The sequence below is a fragment of the Ruegeria sp. CL3 genome (assembly GCF_056536505.1).
The window spans coordinates 205,150-225,886 of sequence record NZ_JBQFPT010000010.1 but is presented as its reverse complement, the minus strand read 5'-3'; the positions used below and the strand labels follow the sequence as shown (position 1 = coordinate 225,886).

Genomic DNA, 20,737 nt, shown 5'->3' with positions numbered 1-20,737 from the left:
CACCCTTACTAATCAGCGCAATCGGAACGCTGTTATTCTCATAAAAACCGCTATCCGCGGTCTTAATGTCCAAATCCGTAAACGGTTCTTTAATCGACATCAATTTCCTCCCATTTTCATGTTTCTTGTAGACGTTGCACGCTGGAAAATCCGGTTTGCTGTCAGCCTATCTTCTTAAAGTGCCAAGACGAGACGGTCCGATTTTGCCCTGGATACACAGGTGCACAGAAAGCCGTTCGACGCTTGCTCTTCGGGTGTCAGTATGCCGTCCCGGTGGTCCACCTCACCTTCGACGACGTCCACCATGCACGACCCGCACAAGCCTTCGGAGCAACCGAAATCCACATGAACCCCATTGGTTCTTAGGACGTCGAGAATAGTTTCATCCCTCGACACCTTGTAGACGGCTCCCGTCGACTGGACCTCGACTTCAAAGCTGTCATTGGGCGCGTGCTCGATATCGGAAACAGCCGCAAAACGCTCAAAGTGGATGGCCCCACCGCGCAGAGCGCTGCCAGACTCGAGGACCGCGTTCAGCATCGGTTCCGGACCGCAAGTGTAGACATCAGCGCCCATCGGCATGGATTGCATGACAGCGGTCAAATCGAACTGCCCGTCTGTGTCGTCGCAATGCAGATGGTACCACTCATCCAGACCCAAAGCGCGAAACTTGTCATCCATCGCGGCTAGATCGTTGGATCGGACCAAGTAATAGACCCGGAAATCTTGGCCCCGATTCAGCAGCTCACGCGCCATCGCGACCATCGGGGTGGCACCAATACCGCCCGCGATAAGGGTCACGTGGCGATCATGGCTTTCCAGTTTGAAATGGTTGCGCGGACCTCCGATGGCGAGTTCGACCCCCTCTTCCAAGGCGTGCATGGCCAGCGACCCACCGCGACCACCATCCTCGCGTTTGACGGCGACGTTAAAGGTGCGACCGTCCTGGCTCCAACTCCAGAGAGAATACTGACGCACCAGATCGTCACTAAGGTGGATATCCACGTGCGCGCCGGGTTCAAGTCCGGTGAAACGCCCCTGTTCGATTTCAAAGCAGAAATCAGAAGTGTCCGAACTGAGTTCGGTTTTTCGGATCAGACGCGCTTTCTGGGTGTTCATCGGGCTACTCATCTTATCTTGCGCCGAAAAGAACCGCAGAAACGCGGTCATTGTGTCGGCCTTGGTGTTGACTACTACCTGGCTTGGGTCGGGGCGCGCCTCGTAGGGACGGCAAAGAACTGCAATACCGCCCTTCGAGAAAGGCGGAACTTCATCGGGCGCAAAACTGCAGAAAAAAAGATAGTTTTCAATTGCAATATTTTTCGCACTCAGGTGAAGGTAGCTCAATCAAAAATCTCAGAGCCACGTATCCCTCATGTCGCGACGCCACTACAATCTGCCTCCGCTTGCCTCGCTTTCTGCCTTCGAGGCAGCCGCCCGGCACCTCAGTTTCAAGGTTGCTGCAAGCGAATTGTCCGTCACGCCCGGCGCTGTCAGTCATCAGATCAAAGCATTGGAGACCGAGCTGGCATCCCCGCTTTTCATACGTAAACATCGCGGCGTTGAACTGACCGAGGATGGCGCAGAGCTGCTAGAAGCACTGGGAAGCTCTTTCCTGAAAATCTCGAAAGTTCTTGAACAGATTCGCAGCGGGGATTCCGACAATCATGTCACCGTGGGGTCCACAACAGCGGTTGCCGCCTTGTGGCTTTCCCCGTCGGTCATTCGGTTTTGGCAGGAATATCCGCACGTAAAAGTGAACCAAATGGCCGAGGACACGTTTTTCGCAGATCGCTCTGACGTGGACTTTTTCATTCGATACGGCAAAGACCCGAACGCCTCTCTGCCGCATACCAAGCTGTACCGGGATATCCTGACACCGGTTTGCAGCCCCGAACTGGCGGAAGAGCTTAAAGGGGCCAGTCTCCGGGACCTGACAGAACACCGCCTGATTCACCTTGCAACCAAACACAGCAACTGGACCACATGGACGGACTGGTTTCAGGCGTTAGGGTTTAATGAGAGTATTCAGACGCAAGCGCGTGTAAGCAGCTATGCTCTGGCCCTGCAGGTTGCCAGAAAGGGCGCTGGAGTCGCCCTCGGCTGGAAGCGTTTGCTAAAACCCATGCTGGATTCCGGGAAACTTGTGGCTTTAGAGGACTTCAACATACCTGCGCCGCATAATTTCTATCTGGTTGAACGGGAAAACGATAGCCTGTCAGAAGGGGCGCTGGCCTTGAAAGAATGGCTGCTGAATGAGCTTGAGGAGAATTCGGTTTAGCTCCCCTCATCTATCGGTTAGGATTTTTAGTATTGAATGCAGGGCCTCTGCGCTGCCAATGGAGACCCAGAAAAACGCCAATTCAAAAGTCTTAGGAGTGACCGATGAACAAGCATGCACCGCTTTCGTCTGTTCTGACCCCGGTAAACACAGCAAAGGGGCTGCCGAACGCGCATTATATCGACGCTGAAGTGTTTGCCGAGGAACGCGACTCGGTCCTGTTTGCGAACTGGTCCGGGATCGGATTCGGCAAGGACATCCCCGAGGCTGGCGACGCCTATCCGATTGATTTCCTTGGCATGCCTCTGCTGATGGTTCGTGACCGCGACGGTCAGATTGGCGTGTTCCAGAACACCTGCCGCCACCGTGGCATGATCTTAGTCGACAAGCCTCAGAAAATCCGCGGCGCGATCCGTTGCCCCTATCACAGCTGGTGCTACGGCCTGAATGGTGAGCTGCGCACCGCCCCTCATGTCGGCGGCCCCGGTCAGAATACCCACGAAGATCTGGATTTCTCGGAACTGGGTCTGATCCGCATCCGGTCTTACGTCTGGCGCGACGTGATCTTTGTTAACGTTGACGGCAACGCCCCCGAGTTCGAAGAAGTTCATGGCGAGCTGATGGAGCGTTGGAAAGAGTTCGAACAGCCCATGTATCACGGCGGCGCTGGCGCGTCGGTCCGGCTTGAGCTGGATTCGAACTGGAAACTGGCGGTCGAGAACTTCTGCGAAAGCTATCACCTGCCCTGGGTTCACCCCGGTTTGAACAGCTATTCCCGTCTGGAAGACCACTACAACATCAACGAGCTAGGCAAATACTCGGGTCAGGGCACTCTTGTTTATCGTCAGTTCGAAGGGGAAGACGGCTCGAAACTGGCTGATTTTGACGGCCTGAGCGAGAAGTGGCACGAAGGCGCGGAGTATATCGTGGTCTACCCGAATACCCTGTTGGGCGTTCAGCGTGACCACGGTTTTGCCTTCATCATCGACCCAATCACTCACGAGCGGTCGAACGAGCGAATTGAGCTGTACTATGCTCAGAAACCCGAAGACAGCCCCGAACACGAAGGCCTGCGCGCGCAAAACGCGGCGCTTTGGAAAACCGTGTTTGAAGAGGACGTCTTCGTGGTCGAAGGCATGCAGAAAGGCCGCCATGGCATCAAATTTGACGGTGGTCGCTTCTCGCCCGCAATGGACGGCCCCACCCATTGCTTCCACCACTGGGTCGCAACGCAGATCGAAAAGGCACGCGCGGAGGCATGACCACTTTTCTGAACGACGGCTTGGCCAGGAATTTCCTGGCCGGGTCGTGGGTGGAGGGCGACAAGGGCGCCTCCATCGCGGTGGAAGATCCCGGCAATCAGGATCACGTGGCGGACTGCGCGCAAGCCGGTGAGGAATCGCTGGCTAAGGCGCTTGAGGCCGCACGCACGTCGTTCGATCGCGGGGATCTGGCAGACATGAAACCGGCCGAGCGCGGCCGTTTGATGATCCGCATCGCGCAGGAAATCCGCACCCTTGCGGATGAAGGGGCAGACTTGCTGTGCCGTGAAAGCGGCAAAACCCTGGACGCGGCTTGGGATGAATTCATCGAGGCGGCTCAGTATTTCGAATATTACGGCGGCGTCGCGGACAAAATTGAGGGCAAGTCAATCCCGTTGGGCCCTGACTATGCTGATTTCACCATATTTGAACCCTACGGCGTGTCGGCGCAGATCGTGCCGTGGAACTTCCCTGTTTCGATCGCCGGTCGTTCGCTCGCACCGTCTATGGCGGCGGGAAACTCGACCATCATCAAATCGCCCGAGCTGGACCCGCTGGCGCTGGCCATGTTGGGCGTCGCGCTGGAACGCGCCGAGGTGCCTGCCGGTGCGGTATCGATCCTGAACGGGATCGGCTCGGATCTGGGCGCGAAACTGGTGGCGAGTTCGCAGGTGGACCAGATCGTCTTCACCGGATCGGTACCGACCGGCCAGCATATTCTGCGCTCGGCCGCAGACAACGTGGTGCCTTCGTTGATGGAACTGGGCGGTAAATCCGCAGCCGTCGCCTTTGACGACGCGGATCTGGATACGCTGATGTCCAGCTTGAAAAGCGGTATTTTCTATAATGCCGGTCAGGTTTGCTCTGCCATGGCCCGCGTATTGGTGCATCGTTCGATCTACGATCGGGCCGTGGAACGTGCGGCTGCGCTGGCCAATGGCCTAAGCGTCGGTCACGGGCTCGAGAACCCCGATCACACTCCGGTCGTGTCCAGCCTGCAGCTGCAGCGCGTGGAAGAGATCACCTCGACCGCTCGTCAGGACGGTGCGCGGGTCGCTGCCGGTGGCGCGCGACTGGATCGCAAGGGGTATTTCATGGCCCCGACCATTCTGGCTGATGTCGACCCTTCCAGCCGTATCGCGCAGGAGGAGGTCTTTGGCCCCGTCACCTGCTTCACGCCCTTCAATACCGAAGAGGAAGCCGTCGCCATGGCCAATGGCACCGAATTCGGGTTGGTTGCAGGCATCTTCACACGCGATCTCGCCCGCGCCCATCGGGTGGCGCGCAAATTGCGGGCGGGTCAGGTTTTTGTCAACGAATGGTTCGCCGGTGGTGTCTCAACCCCGTTCGGTGGCGTCGGCAAATCCGGCTTCGGTCGCGAAAAGGGGCTTGAGGCGCTCTACAACTATGTTCGCACCAAAAACATCGCCATTTCGCTAAAGGTATAGCCATGGATCGCGAAGCCTTAGACCGTGAACTGCTAGAGGCACATGCCAATTGCGACCAAGAGGCGCTTGTGCGCCTGTATACGATTGCCGCCGATGAACGAGAGCAGGCCCAGGACATTGATGCCGCCTGTTTCTATCTAACCCACGCCTTCGTCTTTGCGCTGGAATCCGGCCACCCGGAGGCAAGCAATCTGAACAAACGGCTGGCTGATCATGGCCGCGCCCACAGACTGGAGTTCTGAGCAATGTCGGCAAAGTCTAGGTGAATTTGTACGCGGCACCCGGCGGTGCCCCGTATCCCAAAGAAGTGAATGCAGGCTGCATCTCTGGTCAAACAGGGTTCTCAGTTGACGCGTTTAGAACAGTTATGGGTCTGAATCGCCATATTCTTAACGAAAGACCGGTTCTGACATGACACAGCAAATCAGGAAGATGAAATGCGCGAAGAAGCACAGGCGGTAGTTATCGGCGGCGGGGTGATCGGTTGCTCAATCCTTTACCATTTGGCCAAATTGGGATGGTCCGATGTGGTCCTGCTGGAGCGGGATGAGTTGACCTCTGGCTCAACCTGGCATGCGGCAGCCAACATTCACGGTCTGCATGACAGCACCAATATCAGCCGCATCCAGCACTATACTATGAACCTCTATAACTCGCTGGAGGAAGAAACCGGCCAAAGCTGCGGTGTCTTCCAGCCCGGCTCGCTGTATCTGGCCCAGACCGAAGAGCGGGAACACCAGCTGAAACTGCAGGCCGCAAAGGCCAAGCTGTATGGAATGAATTTCTACGAGATCAGCATTGAAGAGGCGCAAAAACTGAACCCGCTGGTTAACTACGAAGGCATTCGTTGTGTGATGTTCGAAACCGATGGCGGCAATGTTGACCCGTCGGGCGTGACCAACGCCTATGCGGTCGGTGCCCGCCAGCGCGGCGCCGAAATCCATCGTTTCACGCCCGTCACCGCCACCGAACAGCAGGAAGACGGCACGTGGATCGTCAAAACGCCCAAAGGTGACATCAAAACGCCTTGGGTCGTGAATGCGGCAGGCCTCTGGGGCCGCGAAGTCGCCAAGCTGGCTGGCATCGAGTTGCCGCTACAGCCCACCGAACACCAGTATTTCGTGACCGAAGCGATGTCTGACGTCGAAGGCCACGGCACCCGCCTGCCCTCTGTCTCGGACCGCGATGGCGAGTACTATCTGCGTCAGGAAGGCAATGGCCTGCTGGTCGGGGCCTATGAAAAGGACATGAAATTCTGGGCCGAGGAAGGCACTCCGCTGGACTTCGCCCATGACCTGTTCCCCGACGATCTGGAGCGGATCGAAGAAAACATGATGAACGCGATCGAACGCCTGCCCGCCGTGGCTGAGGCCGGGATCAAGCGCGTCATCAACGGCCCAATGATCTGGTCTCCGGACTCCAACGTGCTGATGGGACCGGTGCCCGAGGTTGATGGATATTTCTGCTGCAACGGCATTATCCCCGGATTCTCGCAGTCGGGCGGCATGGGCCTGATGGCGGCGCAGTGGATCATCGAAGGGGAAACCCAATACGATATGTTCGCATGGGACATGGCGCGCTTTGACACCTGGGCCACCAAGGAATTCACCATGGCCAAGGTGCAGGACCAATACGCGCACCGTTTCGCCATTCACTTCCCGAACGAAGAACGCAGCGCAGGCCGCCCTGCCCGCGTGCGCCCAATCTACGAGACGCAGAAAGCCATGGGCGCTGTCTTTGGCCTGAACGTTGGTTGGGAACACCCGCTGTGGTTCGCAGATGAGCCGGGCGTCGTCGATACAAACGGCTTCACTCGTCAGAACTGGTGGGCCCCGGTTGGCGAAGAATGCAAGATGCTGCGCGAGCGGGCGGGCATCATCGATATTTCGAACTTTGCCAAATACATCTGCAAAGGCCCCGGCGCTGCAGATTGGCTGAATGCCGTCTTCGCCAACAATATGCCCAAGGCGATCGGCCGATCCTGCCTGACCCCGCTGATCTCAAAACGCGGTGGCATTGCCGGGGACTTCACCGTCACCCGCGTCGCCGAGGATGAGTTCTGGATCATCGGATCGGGCATGGCAGAGCGCTATCACAAGCGCTTCTTCAAACAGGTCCCTCTGCCCGAAGGCACCACATTCGAAAGCCACACCGAGGCTATGTGCGGCTTCAACGTCGCCGGTCCGAAATCGCGCGAGATCCTGCAGCGGATGACCAACACGTCGCTGGCGAATGAGGACTTCCCCTTCATGCGTTCCGCCAAGGTTGAGCTGGCAGGCGTAGACCTTCTGGCCCTCCGTGTCTCCTTCACGGGCGATCTGGGGTGGGAGCTGCACTGCAAGACCGAAGATCAGGCGCGCCTCTACGATGCTCTGCTTGAGGCGGGCAGAGAGTTCGGCGCAGGCCCTGTTGGCAGCCGCGCCCTGATGTCGATGCGCGTGGAAAAGGGTTATGGCTCGTGGAGCCGTGAATACAGCCCCGAATACTGGCCGCATGAGGTGGGTCTGGACCGTTTGTGCAAATTCGAGAAGGACTTCCTCAACAAAGACACCGCCCAGAAAGTGCTGGAGAACCCTGCGCGTGAACAGCTTGTCCTGCTACATCTGGATGAGGCCGACGTGACAGCCTCCAACGCGGACGCCACTGGTGGTGAACCGATCTTCAAGGACGGCGAAGGCATCGGTCGGGTCACATCGGGCACCTATGGTTATACCGTCGGCATGTCGCTGGCCTTGGCTTACGTCAAAAACGCCCAACCCGGAGACGAGGTTGAAGTGATGGTTCTGGGCCAACCCCACAAAGCCACCATCCTGCACGAGCCGCCGTTTGATGCGGCGGGCAAAGTCCTGCGGGGCTGATCTTCAGACAAGCAAATGGCCAGCACCCCAAATGCTGGCCATTTTTTGAGTGAGTGATAGGCCCGAAAACCTCACCGGTGAATCTCTTGTCTTGGACAAGTTATCAAGCGGGGACGGATCGGTGTATTGGGGGAATCCCGTAGATCATGCAGTTTTAATCATGTCTTGCGGGCAAAGCTTCGCAACAGTTTGAAGCGAAGGGAAAAACTGGTCGGATTTTCGCACCAGTGAGAAGGACCCGCGCCACTAAGGCGCGGGTCGTTTTCTTAGCCGATGATGGCGTTCAGCGTCGCACTCGGGCGCATTACAGCCGCTGTTTTGGCAGGATCGGTGTGGTAGTAGCCACCCAGATCGGCAGCCCCACCCTGGGCCGAGGCAAGCTCACCCAAAATCTGCTCTTCCTTGTCGGCCAGAGCAGTTGCAAGCGGGGCAAATTCAGCTGCCAGTTCCGCATCATCCGACTGCGCGGCTAGCGCTTCGGCCCAATAGCGCGCGAACCAGTAGTGGCTGTCACGGTTGTCCGGCTGGCCGACCTTACGGCTAGGGGACCGGTTGTTGTCCAAAATGCCCTGCGTTGCAGCTTCGGCTGCCGCACCCAGCACACCCGCCTTGGCGTTGCCCTTGCTGTCGGCGAGGAAGTTCAGCGATTCACCCAGTGCGCAGAACTCACCCATCGAATCCCAACGCAGGTGGTTTTCTTCGACCAGCTGCTGCACGTGCTTCGGAGCGGAGCCGCCTGCGCCGGTCTCGAACAGACCACCGCCGTTCATCAGTTTGACGATCGACAGCATCTTTGCCGAGGTGCCCAGTTCGAGGATCGGGAAAAGGTCGGTCAGATAATCCCGCAGCACGTTGCCGGTGATGGCGATGCTGTCATTGCCAGCGGTGATAGTCTCCAACGACTGACGCGTTGCTTCACGCGGGGCCATGATCAGGAATTTATCAGCAACACCAGCCGCTTCCAGCGCGGGCTTAACATATTGGATCAACTCGGCATCATGGGCCCGGTTTGCGTCTAGCCAAAAGATCGCCTCGGATCCTGTCAAGCGCTGACGATCCATCGCCAGTTGGATCCAATTCTCAATGGGCGCTTTCTTCACGGTGCAGGCCCGCCAGATGTCTCCTGCCTCGACCTCATGCGAATGCAGCGTTTCACCATTGGCCAGTACCACACGGATTGTGCCATCTGCGGGTGCCTGGAACGTGGTCGGGTGCGAGCCGTACTCTTCGGCCTTTTGAGCCATCAGGCCAACGTTGGCCACCGCACCAGCAGTGGCCGGGTTCAGAGCGCCATTGGCTTTGAAGAAGTTGATGGATTCGTCATAAACCGACGCGTAGCAGCGATCAGGAATCACGCAATTGGTGTCGCCTTTGGCTCCGGTTTCATCCCAGCCTTTGCCGCCTGCGCGGATAACGGCGGGCATCGAGGCGTCGATGATCACATCGGACGGGACGTGCAGGTTGGTAACGCCACGGTCCGAGTCGACCATATACATGGACGGACGATCACCCTTGATCGCGTCGATGGCAGCCACGATCTCGGCATTGTCCTTCACGCGGTCCAGCAGATCCCCCAGACCCGAGTTCGGGTTGACACCTAGGGCTTCAAGCTCTGCGCCGAATTTTTCGAACACAGGGGCAAGCCACGCGCGTACGGCATAGCCGAAGATGATCGGGTCGCTGACCTTCATCATCGTCGCTTTCATGTGCAGCGAGAACATGGTGCCGTCTTTCTTGGTGTCTTCGATGGCATCGGCCAGGAAGGCCGACAACGCTTTGACCGACATGAAAGTCGCGTCGGCAACGGTGCCCTCTTCCAACGGCCAGCCGTCTTTCAGCACGGTCACGCTGCCATCTTTGCCGACAAATTCGATCTTCGCGTCACCGGCTTGTGCTGCGGTGATCGTCGCCGATTTCTCATTGGCATAGAAATCGTTGCCGGACATCGAAGATACTTTGGTCTTGCTGTCCGAGACCCATTCCCCCATCGAATGAGGGTTCTTCTGGGCGTAGTTCTTCACCGCCCGCGCCGCACGGCGGTCGCTGTTGCCTTCGCGCAGAACCGGGTTCACAGCCGAGCCTTTGATCGCGTCATAGCGCGCGCGGATCGCCTTTTCTTCGTCAGTCGAAGGTTCTTCGGGGTAGTTGGGTATGTCGTAGCCCTGCGACTGCAGCTCTTCGATCGCGGCGACAAGCTGAGGAACCGAGGCAGAAATGTTTGGCAGTTTGATCACGTTGGCGTCGGGCGTTTTTACCAGATCGCCCAATGCGGCCAGATCATCGGTGATGCGCTGCGCATCGGTCAGCTTTTCTGGGAAGGTCGAAATGATACGGCCTGCAAGCGAAATATCCTTGGTGCCAACGCTGACACCCGCCGCCGAGGCGAATTTGCGAATTATGGGCAGGAATGAGGCGCTGGCCAGCTCGGGCGCTTCGTCTACAATGGTATACAATATGTCGAAGTTCGATTTATCTGCCATATTCTTTCACCTTTTTTAAGCCTTTAAGGGGCAATCGCTGCAAGAGTTCGGGCCGCTTCATTGCGGCGCGGGAGGGGCGCGAATGAGATAACACCCCTGAGTGACTCTGATTTGACAGGGCTTCCCTTAAATCAGGTTTGCGTTGGGATCAATCGTCTACTGGGGGCGCAAATTGCCACGGTTGGGGAAAAACACGCCAACGGACCTATGATTGCGCGCCCTTCAGCGCCCAACGCCCCAGGTATCACTTAGCCGATATCCGCCAGGCCATGGGTCATCCGGGTCCAGCATGTGCTGATGAACGCCGGTGATCCAACCTCGGCCACTGATCTCGGGGATGATGGCCGCGCGGTCCCCGACCTTGGCTTCTTCGACAATCCGGCCGGTGAAACGCGATCCGATGATCGAAACGGCCTCGAAAGATTGACCAACCTTCATCTGGCCCTTCGCGGCCATCAGGGCCATGCGCGCCGAGACCGCCGTTCCGGTTGGCGAGCGGTCAACTTTGCCGGGCTGGATCGCAACGGCGGATTTCCCTGTCAGTCCGGTTTCGGTTGTCTTCAAAGGCCCGCAAAACGCGCAGAAAGAGATATGGTTCCAAGCCGGGTTTTGCGGGTGGGTAAAGCCAAGCTGATCATTGGCGGCATTGGTGATGGCAACGCCCAGACGGGCAATATCGCGGGCCTCTGCCTCGACAATTTCGAACCCCAAGGCCTCAGCATCGACCACCACGAAACTATCCCCTCCGTAGGCTGTATCAACGGTAAGGGCGCCTACGCCCGGCACTTCCAGAGGGACCGCGATCTTGTCGGCAAAGCTTGGCAGGTTTTGCACATAGATACGCTGGGCTTTGCCGTCCCGACACTCCGCCCGAACGCGCACCAAACCGCCCGGAGCCTCAAGTGTCATGTGCGTTTCCGGCTCTTGCATGGGTATGATGCCGCTGTCCAAAAGGACAGTGGACACACAGATCGAGTTCGACCCCGACATGGGCGGCGTGTCCTCCGGCTCCATGATAATGAACGCCGCATCCGCCTGCGGATGTTTCGGAGGGACCAGCAGGTTGACATGGCGAAAGACGCCGCCTCGGGGTTCATTCAGCACGAAATTGCGCAAGCTCTGATCCTGCGCAATGAATGTGCGTTGATCCCACAGGGTTTCTCCGGGTGGTGGTTGCACGCCACCGACGATGACGTCGCCCACCTCGCCTTCCGCATGGGCCGAGATCACGTGGACGGTTTTGACGCTGCGCATGAGACCTCTCTACTCGAAATGAGTCGGGCCGACTGGCCTCGTTTGGACCAGTTCAGAGAACGACCCCGTTTCGGTCAAGCCTAAACCTGCGCTCAAGTCACCCCGGTTGAACTTGAATCGTTGCTACCTAAACCGAACGCCAGTCTCAGGGTCGAACACCATGGCACGTTCGGGTTGGACCGTGATCCCGATCTTCTCGCCTGTAGTGCTGCGTTGGTCATCCCGTTCTTCAACGATCAGCTTGTCGCCATTCGGGGTCAGAAGATAGGAATAGGACACGCCCCCAAGCGCCTCGGTCAAATCAACGGTGCAGGTGTCGGCACTGCGGTCGATCTGGATGTGTTCGGGCCGCATGCCAAGGGTCACCTTGTTTACCCCAGCCGGAACTTGGGCCGATACCGGCAACGGCTGACCAAGGGCCGGATGCGTGACGTGGCCGTCTGCATAGTCGCATTCGAGAAAGTTCATCGCTGGCGAGCCGATAAAGCCCGCCACAAACCGGTTGTCCGGATCGCGGTACAGGTCCATAGGCGCACCCACCTGCTCGATCCGGCCATCGCGCAACACGACGATTTTGTCGGCCATTGTCATAGCTTCGACCTGATCGTGGGTTACATAGATCATGGTGGCGCCAATTTCCTGATGCAGGCGCGCGATTTCGACCCGCATTTCGACCCGAAGCTCGGCATCTAGGTTGGAGAGCGGTTCGTCGAACAGGAACACCTCGGGACCGCGCACAATAGCGCGCCCGATGGCAACTCGCTGACGTTGACCACCGGAAAGGGCCTTGGGCTTGCGTTTCAGGTATTGATCCAGTTTCAGAATACTGGAGGCGTCCTGAACCTTCTGGTCGATCTCTGCCTTGGGAACGCCGTTCATGCGCAGGCCAAAACCCATATTCTCGGCGACCGTCATATGCGGGTACAAAGCGTAAGTCTGGAACACCATCGCCACGCCGCGTTTTGCAGGATCCATGTGGGTCACTTCGCGCGCGCCAATATGAATTTGGCCTTCCGATGTTTCCTCGAGCCCCGCAATCATCCGCAGCAGCGTGGACTTGCCGCAGCCCGAGGGACCGACGAACACACAGAATTCACCATCTTCGATTTCCAGATCGATCCCGTGGATCACCTGAGTCTGGCCGTAGCGTTTGATCGCCTGATTGAGCGTTACACCTGTCATGTCGATTGCATCCTGTTGTTCTGTCCATTCGGGCGGGTTTCAGGGAACCGCCAAGCCTGCGCCTCGGTCGCGATCTGGTCGGCAACGCGCCGCACCCGAGGGACCCAGGCCTCTAGTTGATTGAAATCCATCCGCCCGGTTGAACCGGTCACGGAAATTGCGCCCAAAACGCGCCCACCCGAGGTCAAAACCGGACAGGCAACGCAGATAATGCCGGGTTCATGCTCTTCGTCGTCGATCGCGTAGCCGCGGCTGCGAATCAGTTCCAGATCCGCCCGCAAAGCCGCCTCGGAGGTCAGAGTCTTGTCCGTGAAACGGTGATAGCTTTGCTGGGATACGGCGCGGTCCAGGGCAGGCCCATCCAGAAACGCCATCATCGCCTTGCCTACGCCGGTGCAATAGGCCGGGCCGACCTTGCCGGCTTGAGAATACATCTCGACCGGCTGCGCAGCGTTGCGTTTGTCGACATACAGAACCTGATTGGAATCCAGCTGCGCCAAATGCACCGTTTCCCCCGTCTCGGAACTGAGCGTATCCAGAAACGGCCGCGCGATAGGGGCCAGAGAGCTTTGCGTCCACGCCGTATGCGCCAGACGGACCAGCCGCAAACCCGGCGAATAGGTCTGCCTGTCAGGCTCATAGGCCAGCATCCCCTGATTGGTCAGCGATTGCAGAAAGCGATAGAGCGTTGCTTTGGGAAAACTGCTGCTCTCCAGCAGTTCCGCGAACCGCACCGGGCGCTCGAACGAGGCCACGTGCTCCAGCACATCGCATGCTTTGCCTATTGTTCCGTCACCAGCCACGGGTGTGTGTTCTCCTCCGTTTAACCCCCGTTCAACCACAGTGTTTGCACGAGGGTCTTGACAAGACTAGCCGAGTCGATGTGTAGTTTTCAATATATAAAACACGGTTTCACTATTTGGAACTAAAATGGAAGCTAAGGGAGGACACCATGCATTCCATGTTCAAGCGCACCGCTGCCGCACTGGCGGCGAGTGTGGCACTAGCTGCACCCGTTGCCGCCGAACTGACCGGCGAACTGCGCATCTTTCTTGACACCTCGAACCCGGCGCCACGTGCGACGATGGAAGCAATGATCGAACAGTTTCAGGCTCAGCACCCGGATCTGGCCATCGAAACCACAGTGATCGACCGCGAGGCGTATAAGACGCAGATCCGCAACTTCCTGACGGCTGACACGCCGGATGTTGCGACATGGTATGCCGCAAACCGCATGAAGCCTTATGTTGAGGCGGGTCTGTTCGAAGACGTTTCAGACCTGTGGGCCGAGCCTGAGATCGCCGAAAATCTGGCCTCGACCAAGGGCGCGATGACCCTCGATGGCAAGCAGTGGGGCGTGCCCTATACCTACTATCAGTGGGGTGTCTACTACCGCAAAGACATCTTTGACGAACTGGGCCTGACCGAGCCGACCACCTGGGAAGAAGAGTTGGCGAACTGCCAGAAGATCGTCGACTCGGGCCGTGCCTGCTATACCATCGGGACAAAGTTCCTGTGGACCGCCGGTGGCTGGTTCGACTATCTGAACATGCGCACCAACGGGTTCGACTTCCACAACCAGCTCGCCAATGGTGAAATCAGCTGGGAAGACGACCGCGTCAAGCAGACCTTCGCCAACTGGAAGCAGCTGGTCGACATGGGTGCCTTCATCGACAACCACCAGACCTATAGCTGGCAGGAAGCCCTGCCCTTCATGGTGAACGGAGACGCGGCCGCCTATCTGATGGGTAACTTTGCCGTTGCTCCTCTGCGCGAAGCGGGTCTGAGCGACGATCAGCTGGACTTTTACCAGTTCGTTGCGATCAACCCCGATGTTGAACTGGCAGAGGACGCCCCGACCGATACGTTCCACATCCCGGCCAACGCGTCGAACAAGGAAGCCGCGCGCGAGTTCCTGCGTTTTGTTGTGTCTCCGGACGTTCAGACCGAAATCAACAATGGTTCCAACCTGGGTCAGCTTCCGGTCAACGCGCAATCCTCGGTGGATGATGACAAGTTCCTGCAGCAAGGGTTCACCATGCTGTCCTCGAACAGCCCCGGCGGTGTCGCACAGTTCTGGGACCGCGACGCGCCGGCGGAAATGGCCAAGGTCTCGATGGAAGGCTTCCAGGAGTTCATGGTCAAGCCCGACAATCTGGACAAAATCCTGGCCAAGCTGGAACGCGCTCGTAGCCGTATCTACGACAACTGATCTGGCAGGGGCCGGGTAAACTCCCGGCCTACGCCTTCTTCAATTGCAAGGCGGGCTTCAACCCGCCTTCGCCCCCAGATCCGAGATAGCCCATGTCAGCCGTCGACACACCGGAACAGGAAAGCTGGTTCCATCGCAACCAACAACGCATCGCGCCTTGGCTCTTCCTTGCGCCGGGCCTGTTGTTCTTCATGGTCTATGTGATCATCCCGGTCTTTCAGTCCTTCAACCTGTCACTCTACGAATGGGATGGGCTTGGCGCCGCAGAGTATGTAGGGTTCCGCAACTACGAGGACCTGTACTGGGAGTGGGTTGACCGCGACGCGTTCTACATCTCACTCAAGAACAACCTGATCTGGTTGATCCTGTATTTGGCAGCGATTCCGGCGGGCCTGTTCATCGCCCTGTTCCTGAACCAGACGGTCTGGGGCATTCGACTCTACAAGTCTCTGTTTTTCTTTCCGTTCGTGATCTCTCAGGTCGTTGTCGGGCTGGTTTTCACATGGTTCTACGATCCGACATTCGGGTTGCTTAACGAATTCCTCAGTTTCTTTGGCCTTGGCCCGCTGAATGTGCTGGGGGATGAAAATCTGGTCACATACGGCATCATCGTCGCCGGCCTGTGGCCGCAAACAGCCTATTGCATGATCCTGTATCTGACCGGCCTGAACGCCGTGGATCCCGAACAGATCGAGGCCGGGCGTCTGGACGGTGCAAAAGGTGGGCGAATGCTGTGGCACATCATCCTGCCGCAACTGCGCCCGGCGACGTTTATCGCCTTTGTCGTGACGATCATTGGCGCTCTGCGGTCCTTCGACCTGATCTCAATCATGACGCAGGGTGGGCCGTTCGGGTCGTCCCGCGTGCTGGCCTATTACATGTTCGAGGTTGCCCTGTCCGAATACGGCTTCCGCATGGGATATGGCGCAGCCATCGCCGTGATCCTGTTCCTCATCATGCTGTGCTTCATCGCCTACTTCCTGTGGTCGATGTACCGCGAAGAAAGGGGGCACTGAGATGTTTCCCAAACCCATCGAAAAGCAACCCCGCGCGGCGCAGATCACCTATCAGGCCATGCTGCCCATTGCCCTGCTGTTGTGGCTCGGCCCCTTGCTTGCCGTCGCCTTGTTCTCAATCAAGCCCGAGGCGGATTTCACCAACGCAAACTACTGGGGCTTGCCGTCCCGGTTTGAGGGCGCGGTCAATTACGGGCAGGTCTTCTTCAACTCGGACATGCCGCGATATCTGCTGAACTCGTTCATGATCACAATCCCAACGGTGATCGGGGCAGTTGCGCTCAGCTGCATGACAGGGTTCGCGCTGGGGATCTACAAATTCAAGTCTAACCTGTGGATCTTCTTCATGTTCGTGGCGGGCAACTTTGTCCCGTTCCAGATCCTTATGGTTCCGGTCCGCGACCTTACTTTGGAGCTTGGCCTCTACAATACCAAAACCGGGCTGGTCCTGTTCCACATCGCGTTCCAGACCGGGTTCTGCACGCTGTTCATGCGCAACTTCATCCGCGCTCTGCCTTTTGAGCTGATCGAAGCTGCAAGGGTCGAGGGCATCAGCGAGGTCCGTATCTTTTGGTACGTGGTCCTGCCCCTGATGAAACCCGCCATCGCGGCGCTAAGCGTGTTGATCTTCACCTTCATCTGGAACGACTACTTCTGGGCCGTGGTCCTGACCCAAGGGGCCGAGAGCCAACCTGTGACCGCCGGGATCACCAGCTTCAACGCGCAGTACCGCGCGGCATATCAACTGATGAGCGCGGGTTCCCTCGTTGCCGCCTTGCCGCCCGTGGCCATGTTCTTCCTGATGCAGAAACACTTCATCGCGGGTTTGACCCTTGGAGCTGTTAAATAACGCCAAACGAGAGTTTTGCAAAATGACCAAAATCACCTTTATCGGCGCGGGTTCCACGATCTTTATGCGTAATATTGTGGGCGATGCGCTGCTGACACCTGCCCTCGCCGACAGCCATTTCGCGCTCATGGATATCGACCCGCAGCGTCTGGCCGAGAGCGAAACCGTGGCGCGGGCCATGATCCGTTCGGTCGGCACCGGAGCAACGGTGACCACCCATACCGACCGCCGCGCGGCACTGGAGGGGGCCGATTTCGTCATCACCGCCTTTCAGGTCGGCGGGTACGAACCCTGCACGGTGACGGATTTCGAGGTCCCCAAGCAATACGGTTTACGCCAGACCATCGCAGACACGCTCGGGATCGGAGGGATCATGCGAGGGCTACGCACCGTCCCGGTATTGTGGAGCGTGGCGCAGGATATGATGCAGCTCTGCCCCAATGCGACACTGTTGCAATATGTGAACCCGATGGCGATCAACACCTGGGCTCTGGCCGAGCAATTCCCGGACCTGAAGCACGTCGGCCTGTGTCATTCGGTACAGAATACTGTCGAAGAGCTTGCCCACGATCTGGACCTGCCCAAGGATGAGATCCGCTACAAGGTCGCAGGCGTGAACCACGTGGCCTTCTTCCTGCGGCTGGATCATCAGGGCCGCGACCTCTACCCCGCCTTGCGCCGGGGCTATGCGCACGGTGCTCTGCCGAAGCCACCTCTGTTGATGCCACGCTGCCCCAACAAGGTTCGGTATGAGGTGATGGACCATCTGGGCTATTTCTGCACTGAGAGCTCGGAGCATCTGGCAGAATATGTGCCGTGGTTCATCAAGGACGGTCGGCCCGACCTGATCGAACAATTCTCGATCCCGCTGGATGAATACCCAACGCGCTGTGTCGAGCAGGTCGCGGATTGGAAGGAACAGGCCAAGACGCTGACAGACGGGCGCGATGTCTCGGTTTTTCGCAGCCACGAATTCGCGGCGGATCTGATGAATGCCGTCGTCACGGACACGCCCTATACGGCCTATGGAAACCTGCCCAATACGGGTCAGATCCCGCAATTGCCCTTGGGCGCTGCGGTGGAAACCCCGTGTCTGGTCGATTCAAACGGCGTTCAGCCCTCGGTCGTTACCGACATTCCGCCGCAACTGGTGGCGCTGATGCGCACCCAGATCAACGTGCAAGAGCTAACCGTCCGGGCGCTGACCGAGCAAAACGCCGAGTACATCTACCATGCCGCCATGATGGACCCGCACACTGCTGCGGAACTGGACCTGCGCCAAATCCGAAGCCTTGTCACGGACCTTCTGACCGCACATTCGGACTGGCTGCCCGACTGGTGCCGCCCGCTCCGCGCCGCATGATCTTCAATTTATCACGAACCTCAATTCCAGCCCCAGCCAAAGAACCAAAGCCAGAATGACAAAGAAACGCCGCTCATCGCATTGGTACGGAAAACTCGACAAAGACGGGTTCATCCACCGTTCCTGGATGAAAAACCAAGGCTTCCCAGATCATGCCTTTGATGGGCGGCCCATCATTGGCATCTGCAACACCTGGTCGGAACTGACGCCCTGCAACTCGGGCCTGCGTGATCTGGCCGAAGGGGTGAAACGAGGCGTGTGGGAGGCAGGAGGCTTCCCGGTCGAATTCCCGGTCATGTCGCTGGGCGAGACCCAAATGAAACCCACGGCCATGCTGTTCCGCAATCTGCTGGCCATGGATGTCGAAGAATCCATCCGCGCCTATGGCATTGACGGCGTAGTTCTGCTGGGCGGATGTGACAAGACCACGCCAGGGCAGCTGATGGGCGCGGCCTCGGTCGATCTGCCCTCGATCGTGGTCAGTTCCGGGCCCATGCTGAACGGCAAGTTCAAGGGCAAGGATATCGGATCGGGCACTGATGTCTGGAAGTTCTCGGAAGAAGTCCGCGCAGGCGAAATGACGCTGCAGGATTTCATGAACGCCGAATCCGGCATGTCGCGCAGCGCCGGAGTTTGTATGACGATGGGCACGGCCTCGACGATGGCTTCGCTGGTCGAAGCGATGGGCATGTCCCTGCCCACCAACGCCGCCCTGCCCGCCGTTGACGCCCGCCGCATGGCGCTGGCGCATCTGACCGGCAAACGGATTGTCGAGATGGTGGATGAAGACCTCAAACCCTCGGACATCCTGACCAAAGAAGCATTTGAGAACGCAATTCTGGCCAATGCCGCCGTCGGAGGCTCGACCAACGCCGTGGTCCACCTGCTGGCTCTGGCCGGTCGGGTTGGTGTCGATCTGACGCTGAAAGACTTTGAAATCGGCTCGGAAATTCCCCTGCTGGTCAACTGCATGCCGTCCGGCAAATACCTTATGGAGGATTTCTGTTACGCAGGCGGCGTGCCTGCGGTACTGAATGAACTCAAGCCCTTCATGCGCCCTGCGAAAACTGTTCTGAACAAGGATATCTCGGCCCACTACGACGGGGCAGAGTGCTACAATCGCGACGTGATCAGGCCCTTCGATGACCCGGTGAAACCCGCAGCCGGTCTGCGCGTTCTGCACGGTAACCTGGCGCCGAACGGGGCGATCGTAAAACCTTCGGCGGCTACGGATGAGTTGCTGGAAACCGAGGCCGAAGCCTTTGTTTTCGAAAGCATCGAAGACCTGAAGGCCAATATCGACCGCGAAGACCTGCCTGTGACGCCGGAGACCATTCTGGTTCTCAAAGGGTGCGGACCCAAGGGCTATCCCGGCATGCCCGAGGTCGGCAACATGCCGGTCCCGGCGAAACTGGTGAAAGAAGGCGTGCGCGACATGATCCGCATTTCGGACGCGCGCATGTCCGGCACAGCCTTCGGTACTGTCATCCTGCATGTCAGCCCCGAGGCGCAGGCCGGTGGCACTCTGGCGCTGGTCAAGACCGGCGACCGCATCCGCGTCTCCGCCAGCAAGGGAGAGCTTGAGCTGCTGGTCAATGAGGCGGAACTCGACACCCGCCGCGCGGCCTGGCAACCGGAGGCACCGCATTACACCCGCGGCTACGCCCGACTTTACATCGACCACGTACTGCAAGCCGATCAGGGCGCTGACCTTGATTTCCTTGTCGGCAAAGACACACGCCTCGTTACAAGAGAGAGCCACTAATGGACCAACCTGCTCTATTCCGGGACCTGAAAGGGGCCTCAGTCTATATCACCGGCGGCGGCTCGGGCGTTGGCGCTTCGCTGACCGACGGGTTCATGGCGCAAGGGGCCAACGTGGCCTTCATCGGCCGCTCGGACGCAAGTGCCTTCGTAGAAGAAATGCGTGCCAAACACGGTCGCGCGCCCTTGTTCATGCAAGGCGATATGACCGATACGGAACTGTTGCATGCCACCATGCAAAAGGCCGCCGAGGCCCATGGACCAATCAAAGTGCTGGTCAATAACGCCGCCAACGATCAGCGCCACTCACTGGATGAGACTACCTCTGAATTCTGGGACTGGATGATCGAGGTGAACCTCAAAGCCTATTATTTCGCCTGTCAGGAAGCCGCGCGGCAGATGGAGAATGGCGGCTCGATCATCAATTTCAGCTCGATCAGCTACATGATGGGCAACGCGGGCTATCCGATCTACACGACATCTAACGCGGGCATCACCGGGATGACCCGCTCGCTGGCGCGCGAGCTTGGACCGAAACGCATCCGCGTCAACGCACTGGCCCCCGGTTGGGTTCTGACGCAAAAACAGATGGACATGTGGGCCACGCCCGAAGACCTCGCCGCACATTTGGATCGCCAATGCCTTAAAGAACATCTAAAGCCCGACGACATGATCGGACCCACCTTGTTTCTGGCCTCAGACGCCAGCCGCGCCATGACCGGACAATGCATGGTTGCTGATGGTGGCGTCGTGGTAACGGGGTAGAA

Annotated in this window: 16 protein-coding genes; 11 read left to right on the top strand and 5 right to left on the bottom strand. The window is 58.2% G+C overall.

Translation table 11 applies throughout. From position 1 onward, the window contains the following. Positions 1–174: 174 nt before the first annotated feature. Positions 175–1,119 carry a PDR/VanB family oxidoreductase gene (locus ACR0NO_RS16335; protein ID WP_480724716.1) on the bottom strand — a complete coding sequence of 315 codons (945 nt, stop codon included), beginning with the start codon at positions 1,117–1,119 and terminating at the stop codon, positions 175–177. Positions 1,120–1,375: 256 nt separating this feature from the next. Here ACR0NO_RS16335 and ACR0NO_RS16330 point away from each other — a divergent pair, with 256 nt between their 5' ends. The 5 genes from ACR0NO_RS16330 to ACR0NO_RS16310 all read left to right on the top strand — a co-directional run bounded on the left by ACR0NO_RS16330 (position 1,376) and on the right by ACR0NO_RS16310 (position 7,849). Further along, positions 1,376–2,281 carry a LysR substrate-binding domain-containing protein gene (locus ACR0NO_RS16330; protein WP_480724715.1) on the top strand — a complete coding sequence of 302 codons (906 nt, stop codon included), beginning with the start codon at positions 1,376–1,378 and terminating at the stop codon, positions 2,279–2,281. 104 nt (positions 2,282–2,385) lie between these two features. Beyond that, positions 2,386–3,543, top strand: a complete 1,158-nt coding sequence (locus ACR0NO_RS16325) for an aromatic ring-hydroxylating oxygenase subunit alpha (protein WP_480724714.1) — start codon at positions 2,386–2,388, stop codon at positions 3,541–3,543. After that, positions 3,540–4,991, top strand: coding sequence for an aldehyde dehydrogenase family protein (locus tag ACR0NO_RS16320; RefSeq protein ID WP_480724713.1), 1,452 nt, complete (start codon positions 3,540–3,542; stop codon positions 4,989–4,991). The genes ACR0NO_RS16325 and ACR0NO_RS16320 overlap by 4 nt, the downstream gene beginning before the upstream one ends. 2 nt (positions 4,992–4,993) lie before the next feature. Beyond that, positions 4,994–5,233, top strand: a complete 240-nt coding sequence (locus tag ACR0NO_RS16315; protein WP_480724712.1) for a hypothetical protein — start codon at positions 4,994–4,996, stop codon at positions 5,231–5,233. Between the two features lie 195 nt (positions 5,234–5,428). Further along, positions 5,429–7,849 carry a GcvT family protein gene (locus tag ACR0NO_RS16310; RefSeq protein WP_480724711.1) on the top strand — a complete coding sequence of 807 codons (2,421 nt, stop codon included), beginning with the start codon at positions 5,429–5,431 and terminating at the stop codon, positions 7,847–7,849. 266 nt (positions 7,850–8,115) lie between these two features. Here ACR0NO_RS16310 and ACR0NO_RS16305 read toward each other — a convergent pair whose 3' ends face one another. The 4 genes from ACR0NO_RS16305 to ACR0NO_RS16290 form a co-directional block, all read right to left on the bottom strand. After that, complete coding sequence (locus ACR0NO_RS16305) at positions 8,116–10,329, bottom strand: NADP-dependent isocitrate dehydrogenase (RefSeq protein ID WP_480724710.1); 2,214 nt, start codon at positions 10,327–10,329, stop codon at positions 8,116–8,118. Between the two features lie 222 nt (positions 10,330–10,551). Next, positions 10,552–11,583, bottom strand: a complete 1,032-nt coding sequence (locus ACR0NO_RS16300) for a trans-3-hydroxy-L-proline dehydratase (RefSeq protein ID WP_480724709.1) — start codon at positions 11,581–11,583, stop codon at positions 10,552–10,554. 123 nt (positions 11,584–11,706) lie between these two features. Further along, positions 11,707–12,765 carry a sn-glycerol-3-phosphate ABC transporter ATP-binding protein UgpC gene (locus ACR0NO_RS16295; RefSeq protein WP_170640064.1) on the bottom strand — a complete coding sequence of 353 codons (1,059 nt, stop codon included), beginning with the start codon at positions 12,763–12,765 and terminating at the stop codon, positions 11,707–11,709. Next, the gene (locus ACR0NO_RS16290; protein ID WP_170667152.1) at positions 12,762–13,568 is read right to left on the bottom strand and encodes an IclR family transcriptional regulator; all 807 of its coding nucleotides are present in this window, start codon (positions 13,566–13,568) and stop codon (positions 12,762–12,764) included. The genes ACR0NO_RS16295 and ACR0NO_RS16290 overlap by 4 nt, the downstream gene beginning before the upstream one ends. A 149-nt stretch (positions 13,569–13,717) precedes the next feature. Here ACR0NO_RS16290 and ACR0NO_RS16285 point away from each other — a divergent pair, with 149 nt between their 5' ends. The 6 genes from ACR0NO_RS16285 to ACR0NO_RS16260 all read left to right on the top strand — a co-directional run bounded on the left by ACR0NO_RS16285 (position 13,718) and on the right by ACR0NO_RS16260 (position 20,735). Beyond that, a complete protein-coding gene (locus ACR0NO_RS16285) occupies positions 13,718–14,977 on the top strand; it encodes an ABC transporter substrate-binding protein (RefSeq protein ID WP_480724708.1) in 1,260 nt (419 codons plus the stop codon). Positions 14,978–15,069: 92 nt separating this feature from the next. Then, the gene (locus tag ACR0NO_RS16280) at positions 15,070–15,993 is read left to right on the top strand and encodes a carbohydrate ABC transporter permease (RefSeq protein WP_480724707.1); all 924 of its coding nucleotides are present in this window, start codon (positions 15,070–15,072) and stop codon (positions 15,991–15,993) included. 1 nt (position 15,994) lies between these two features. After that, entirely contained in the window at positions 15,995–16,843 is an 849-nt protein-coding gene (locus tag ACR0NO_RS16275) for a carbohydrate ABC transporter permease (RefSeq protein WP_170377452.1), read from the top strand. Positions 16,844–16,865: 22 nt separating this feature from the next. After that, positions 16,866–18,206, top strand: coding sequence for an alpha-galactosidase (gene melA / locus ACR0NO_RS16270; protein ID WP_480724706.1), 1,341 nt, complete (start codon positions 16,866–16,868; stop codon positions 18,204–18,206). A gap of 55 nt (positions 18,207–18,261) precedes the next feature. Then, complete coding sequence (locus ACR0NO_RS16265; RefSeq protein ID WP_480724705.1) at positions 18,262–19,971, top strand: IlvD/Edd family dehydratase; 1,710 nt, start codon at positions 18,262–18,264, stop codon at positions 19,969–19,971. Next, positions 19,971–20,735, top strand: a complete 765-nt coding sequence (locus tag ACR0NO_RS16260; protein ID WP_480724704.1) for an SDR family NAD(P)-dependent oxidoreductase — start codon at positions 19,971–19,973, stop codon at positions 20,733–20,735. Before ACR0NO_RS16265 ends, ACR0NO_RS16260 begins: the two co-directional genes overlap by 1 nt. The last annotated feature ends 2 nt before the right edge of the window (positions 20,736–20,737 follow it).

Bases quoted from the DNA above. Each gene is read 5' to 3' on its own strand.
- melA (WP_480724706.1), top strand. From the start codon at position 16,866: ATGACCAAAATCACCTTTATCGGCGCGGGTTCCACGATCTTTATGCGT.
- ACR0NO_RS16315 (WP_480724712.1), top strand. From the start codon at position 4,994: ATGGATCGCGAAGCCTTAGACCGTGAACTGCTAGAGGCACATGCCAAT.
- ACR0NO_RS16285 (WP_480724708.1), top strand. From the start codon at position 13,718: ATGCATTCCATGTTCAAGCGCACCGCTGCCGCACTGGCGGCGAGTGTG.
- ACR0NO_RS16275 (WP_170377452.1), top strand. From the start codon at position 15,995: ATGTTTCCCAAACCCATCGAAAAGCAACCCCGCGCGGCGCAGATCACC.
- ACR0NO_RS16325 (WP_480724714.1), top strand. From the start codon at position 2,386: ATGAACAAGCATGCACCGCTTTCGTCTGTTCTGACCCCGGTAAACACA.
- ACR0NO_RS16265 (WP_480724705.1), top strand. From the start codon at position 18,262: ATGACAAAGAAACGCCGCTCATCGCATTGGTACGGAAAACTCGACAAA.
- ACR0NO_RS16260 (WP_480724704.1), top strand. From the start codon at position 19,971: ATGGACCAACCTGCTCTATTCCGGGACCTGAAAGGGGCCTCAGTCTAT.
- ACR0NO_RS16330 (WP_480724715.1), top strand. From the start codon at position 1,376: ATGTCGCGACGCCACTACAATCTGCCTCCGCTTGCCTCGCTTTCTGCC.
- ACR0NO_RS16295 (WP_170640064.1), bottom strand. From the start codon at position 12,765: ATGACAGGTGTAACGCTCAATCAGGCGATCAAACGCTACGGCCAGACT.
- ACR0NO_RS16310 (WP_480724711.1), top strand. From the start codon at position 5,429: ATGCGCGAAGAAGCACAGGCGGTAGTTATCGGCGGCGGGGTGATCGGT.
- ACR0NO_RS16335 (WP_480724716.1), bottom strand. From the start codon at position 1,119: ATGAACACCCAGAAAGCGCGTCTGATCCGAAAAACCGAACTCAGTTCG.
- ACR0NO_RS16305 (WP_480724710.1), bottom strand. From the start codon at position 10,329: ATGGCAGATAAATCGAACTTCGACATATTGTATACCATTGTAGACGAA.
- ACR0NO_RS16300 (WP_480724709.1), bottom strand. From the start codon at position 11,583: ATGCGCAGCGTCAAAACCGTCCACGTGATCTCGGCCCATGCGGAAGGC.
- ACR0NO_RS16280 (WP_480724707.1), top strand. From the start codon at position 15,070: ATGTCAGCCGTCGACACACCGGAACAGGAAAGCTGGTTCCATCGCAAC.
- ACR0NO_RS16320 (WP_480724713.1), top strand. From the start codon at position 3,540: ATGACCACTTTTCTGAACGACGGCTTGGCCAGGAATTTCCTGGCCGGG.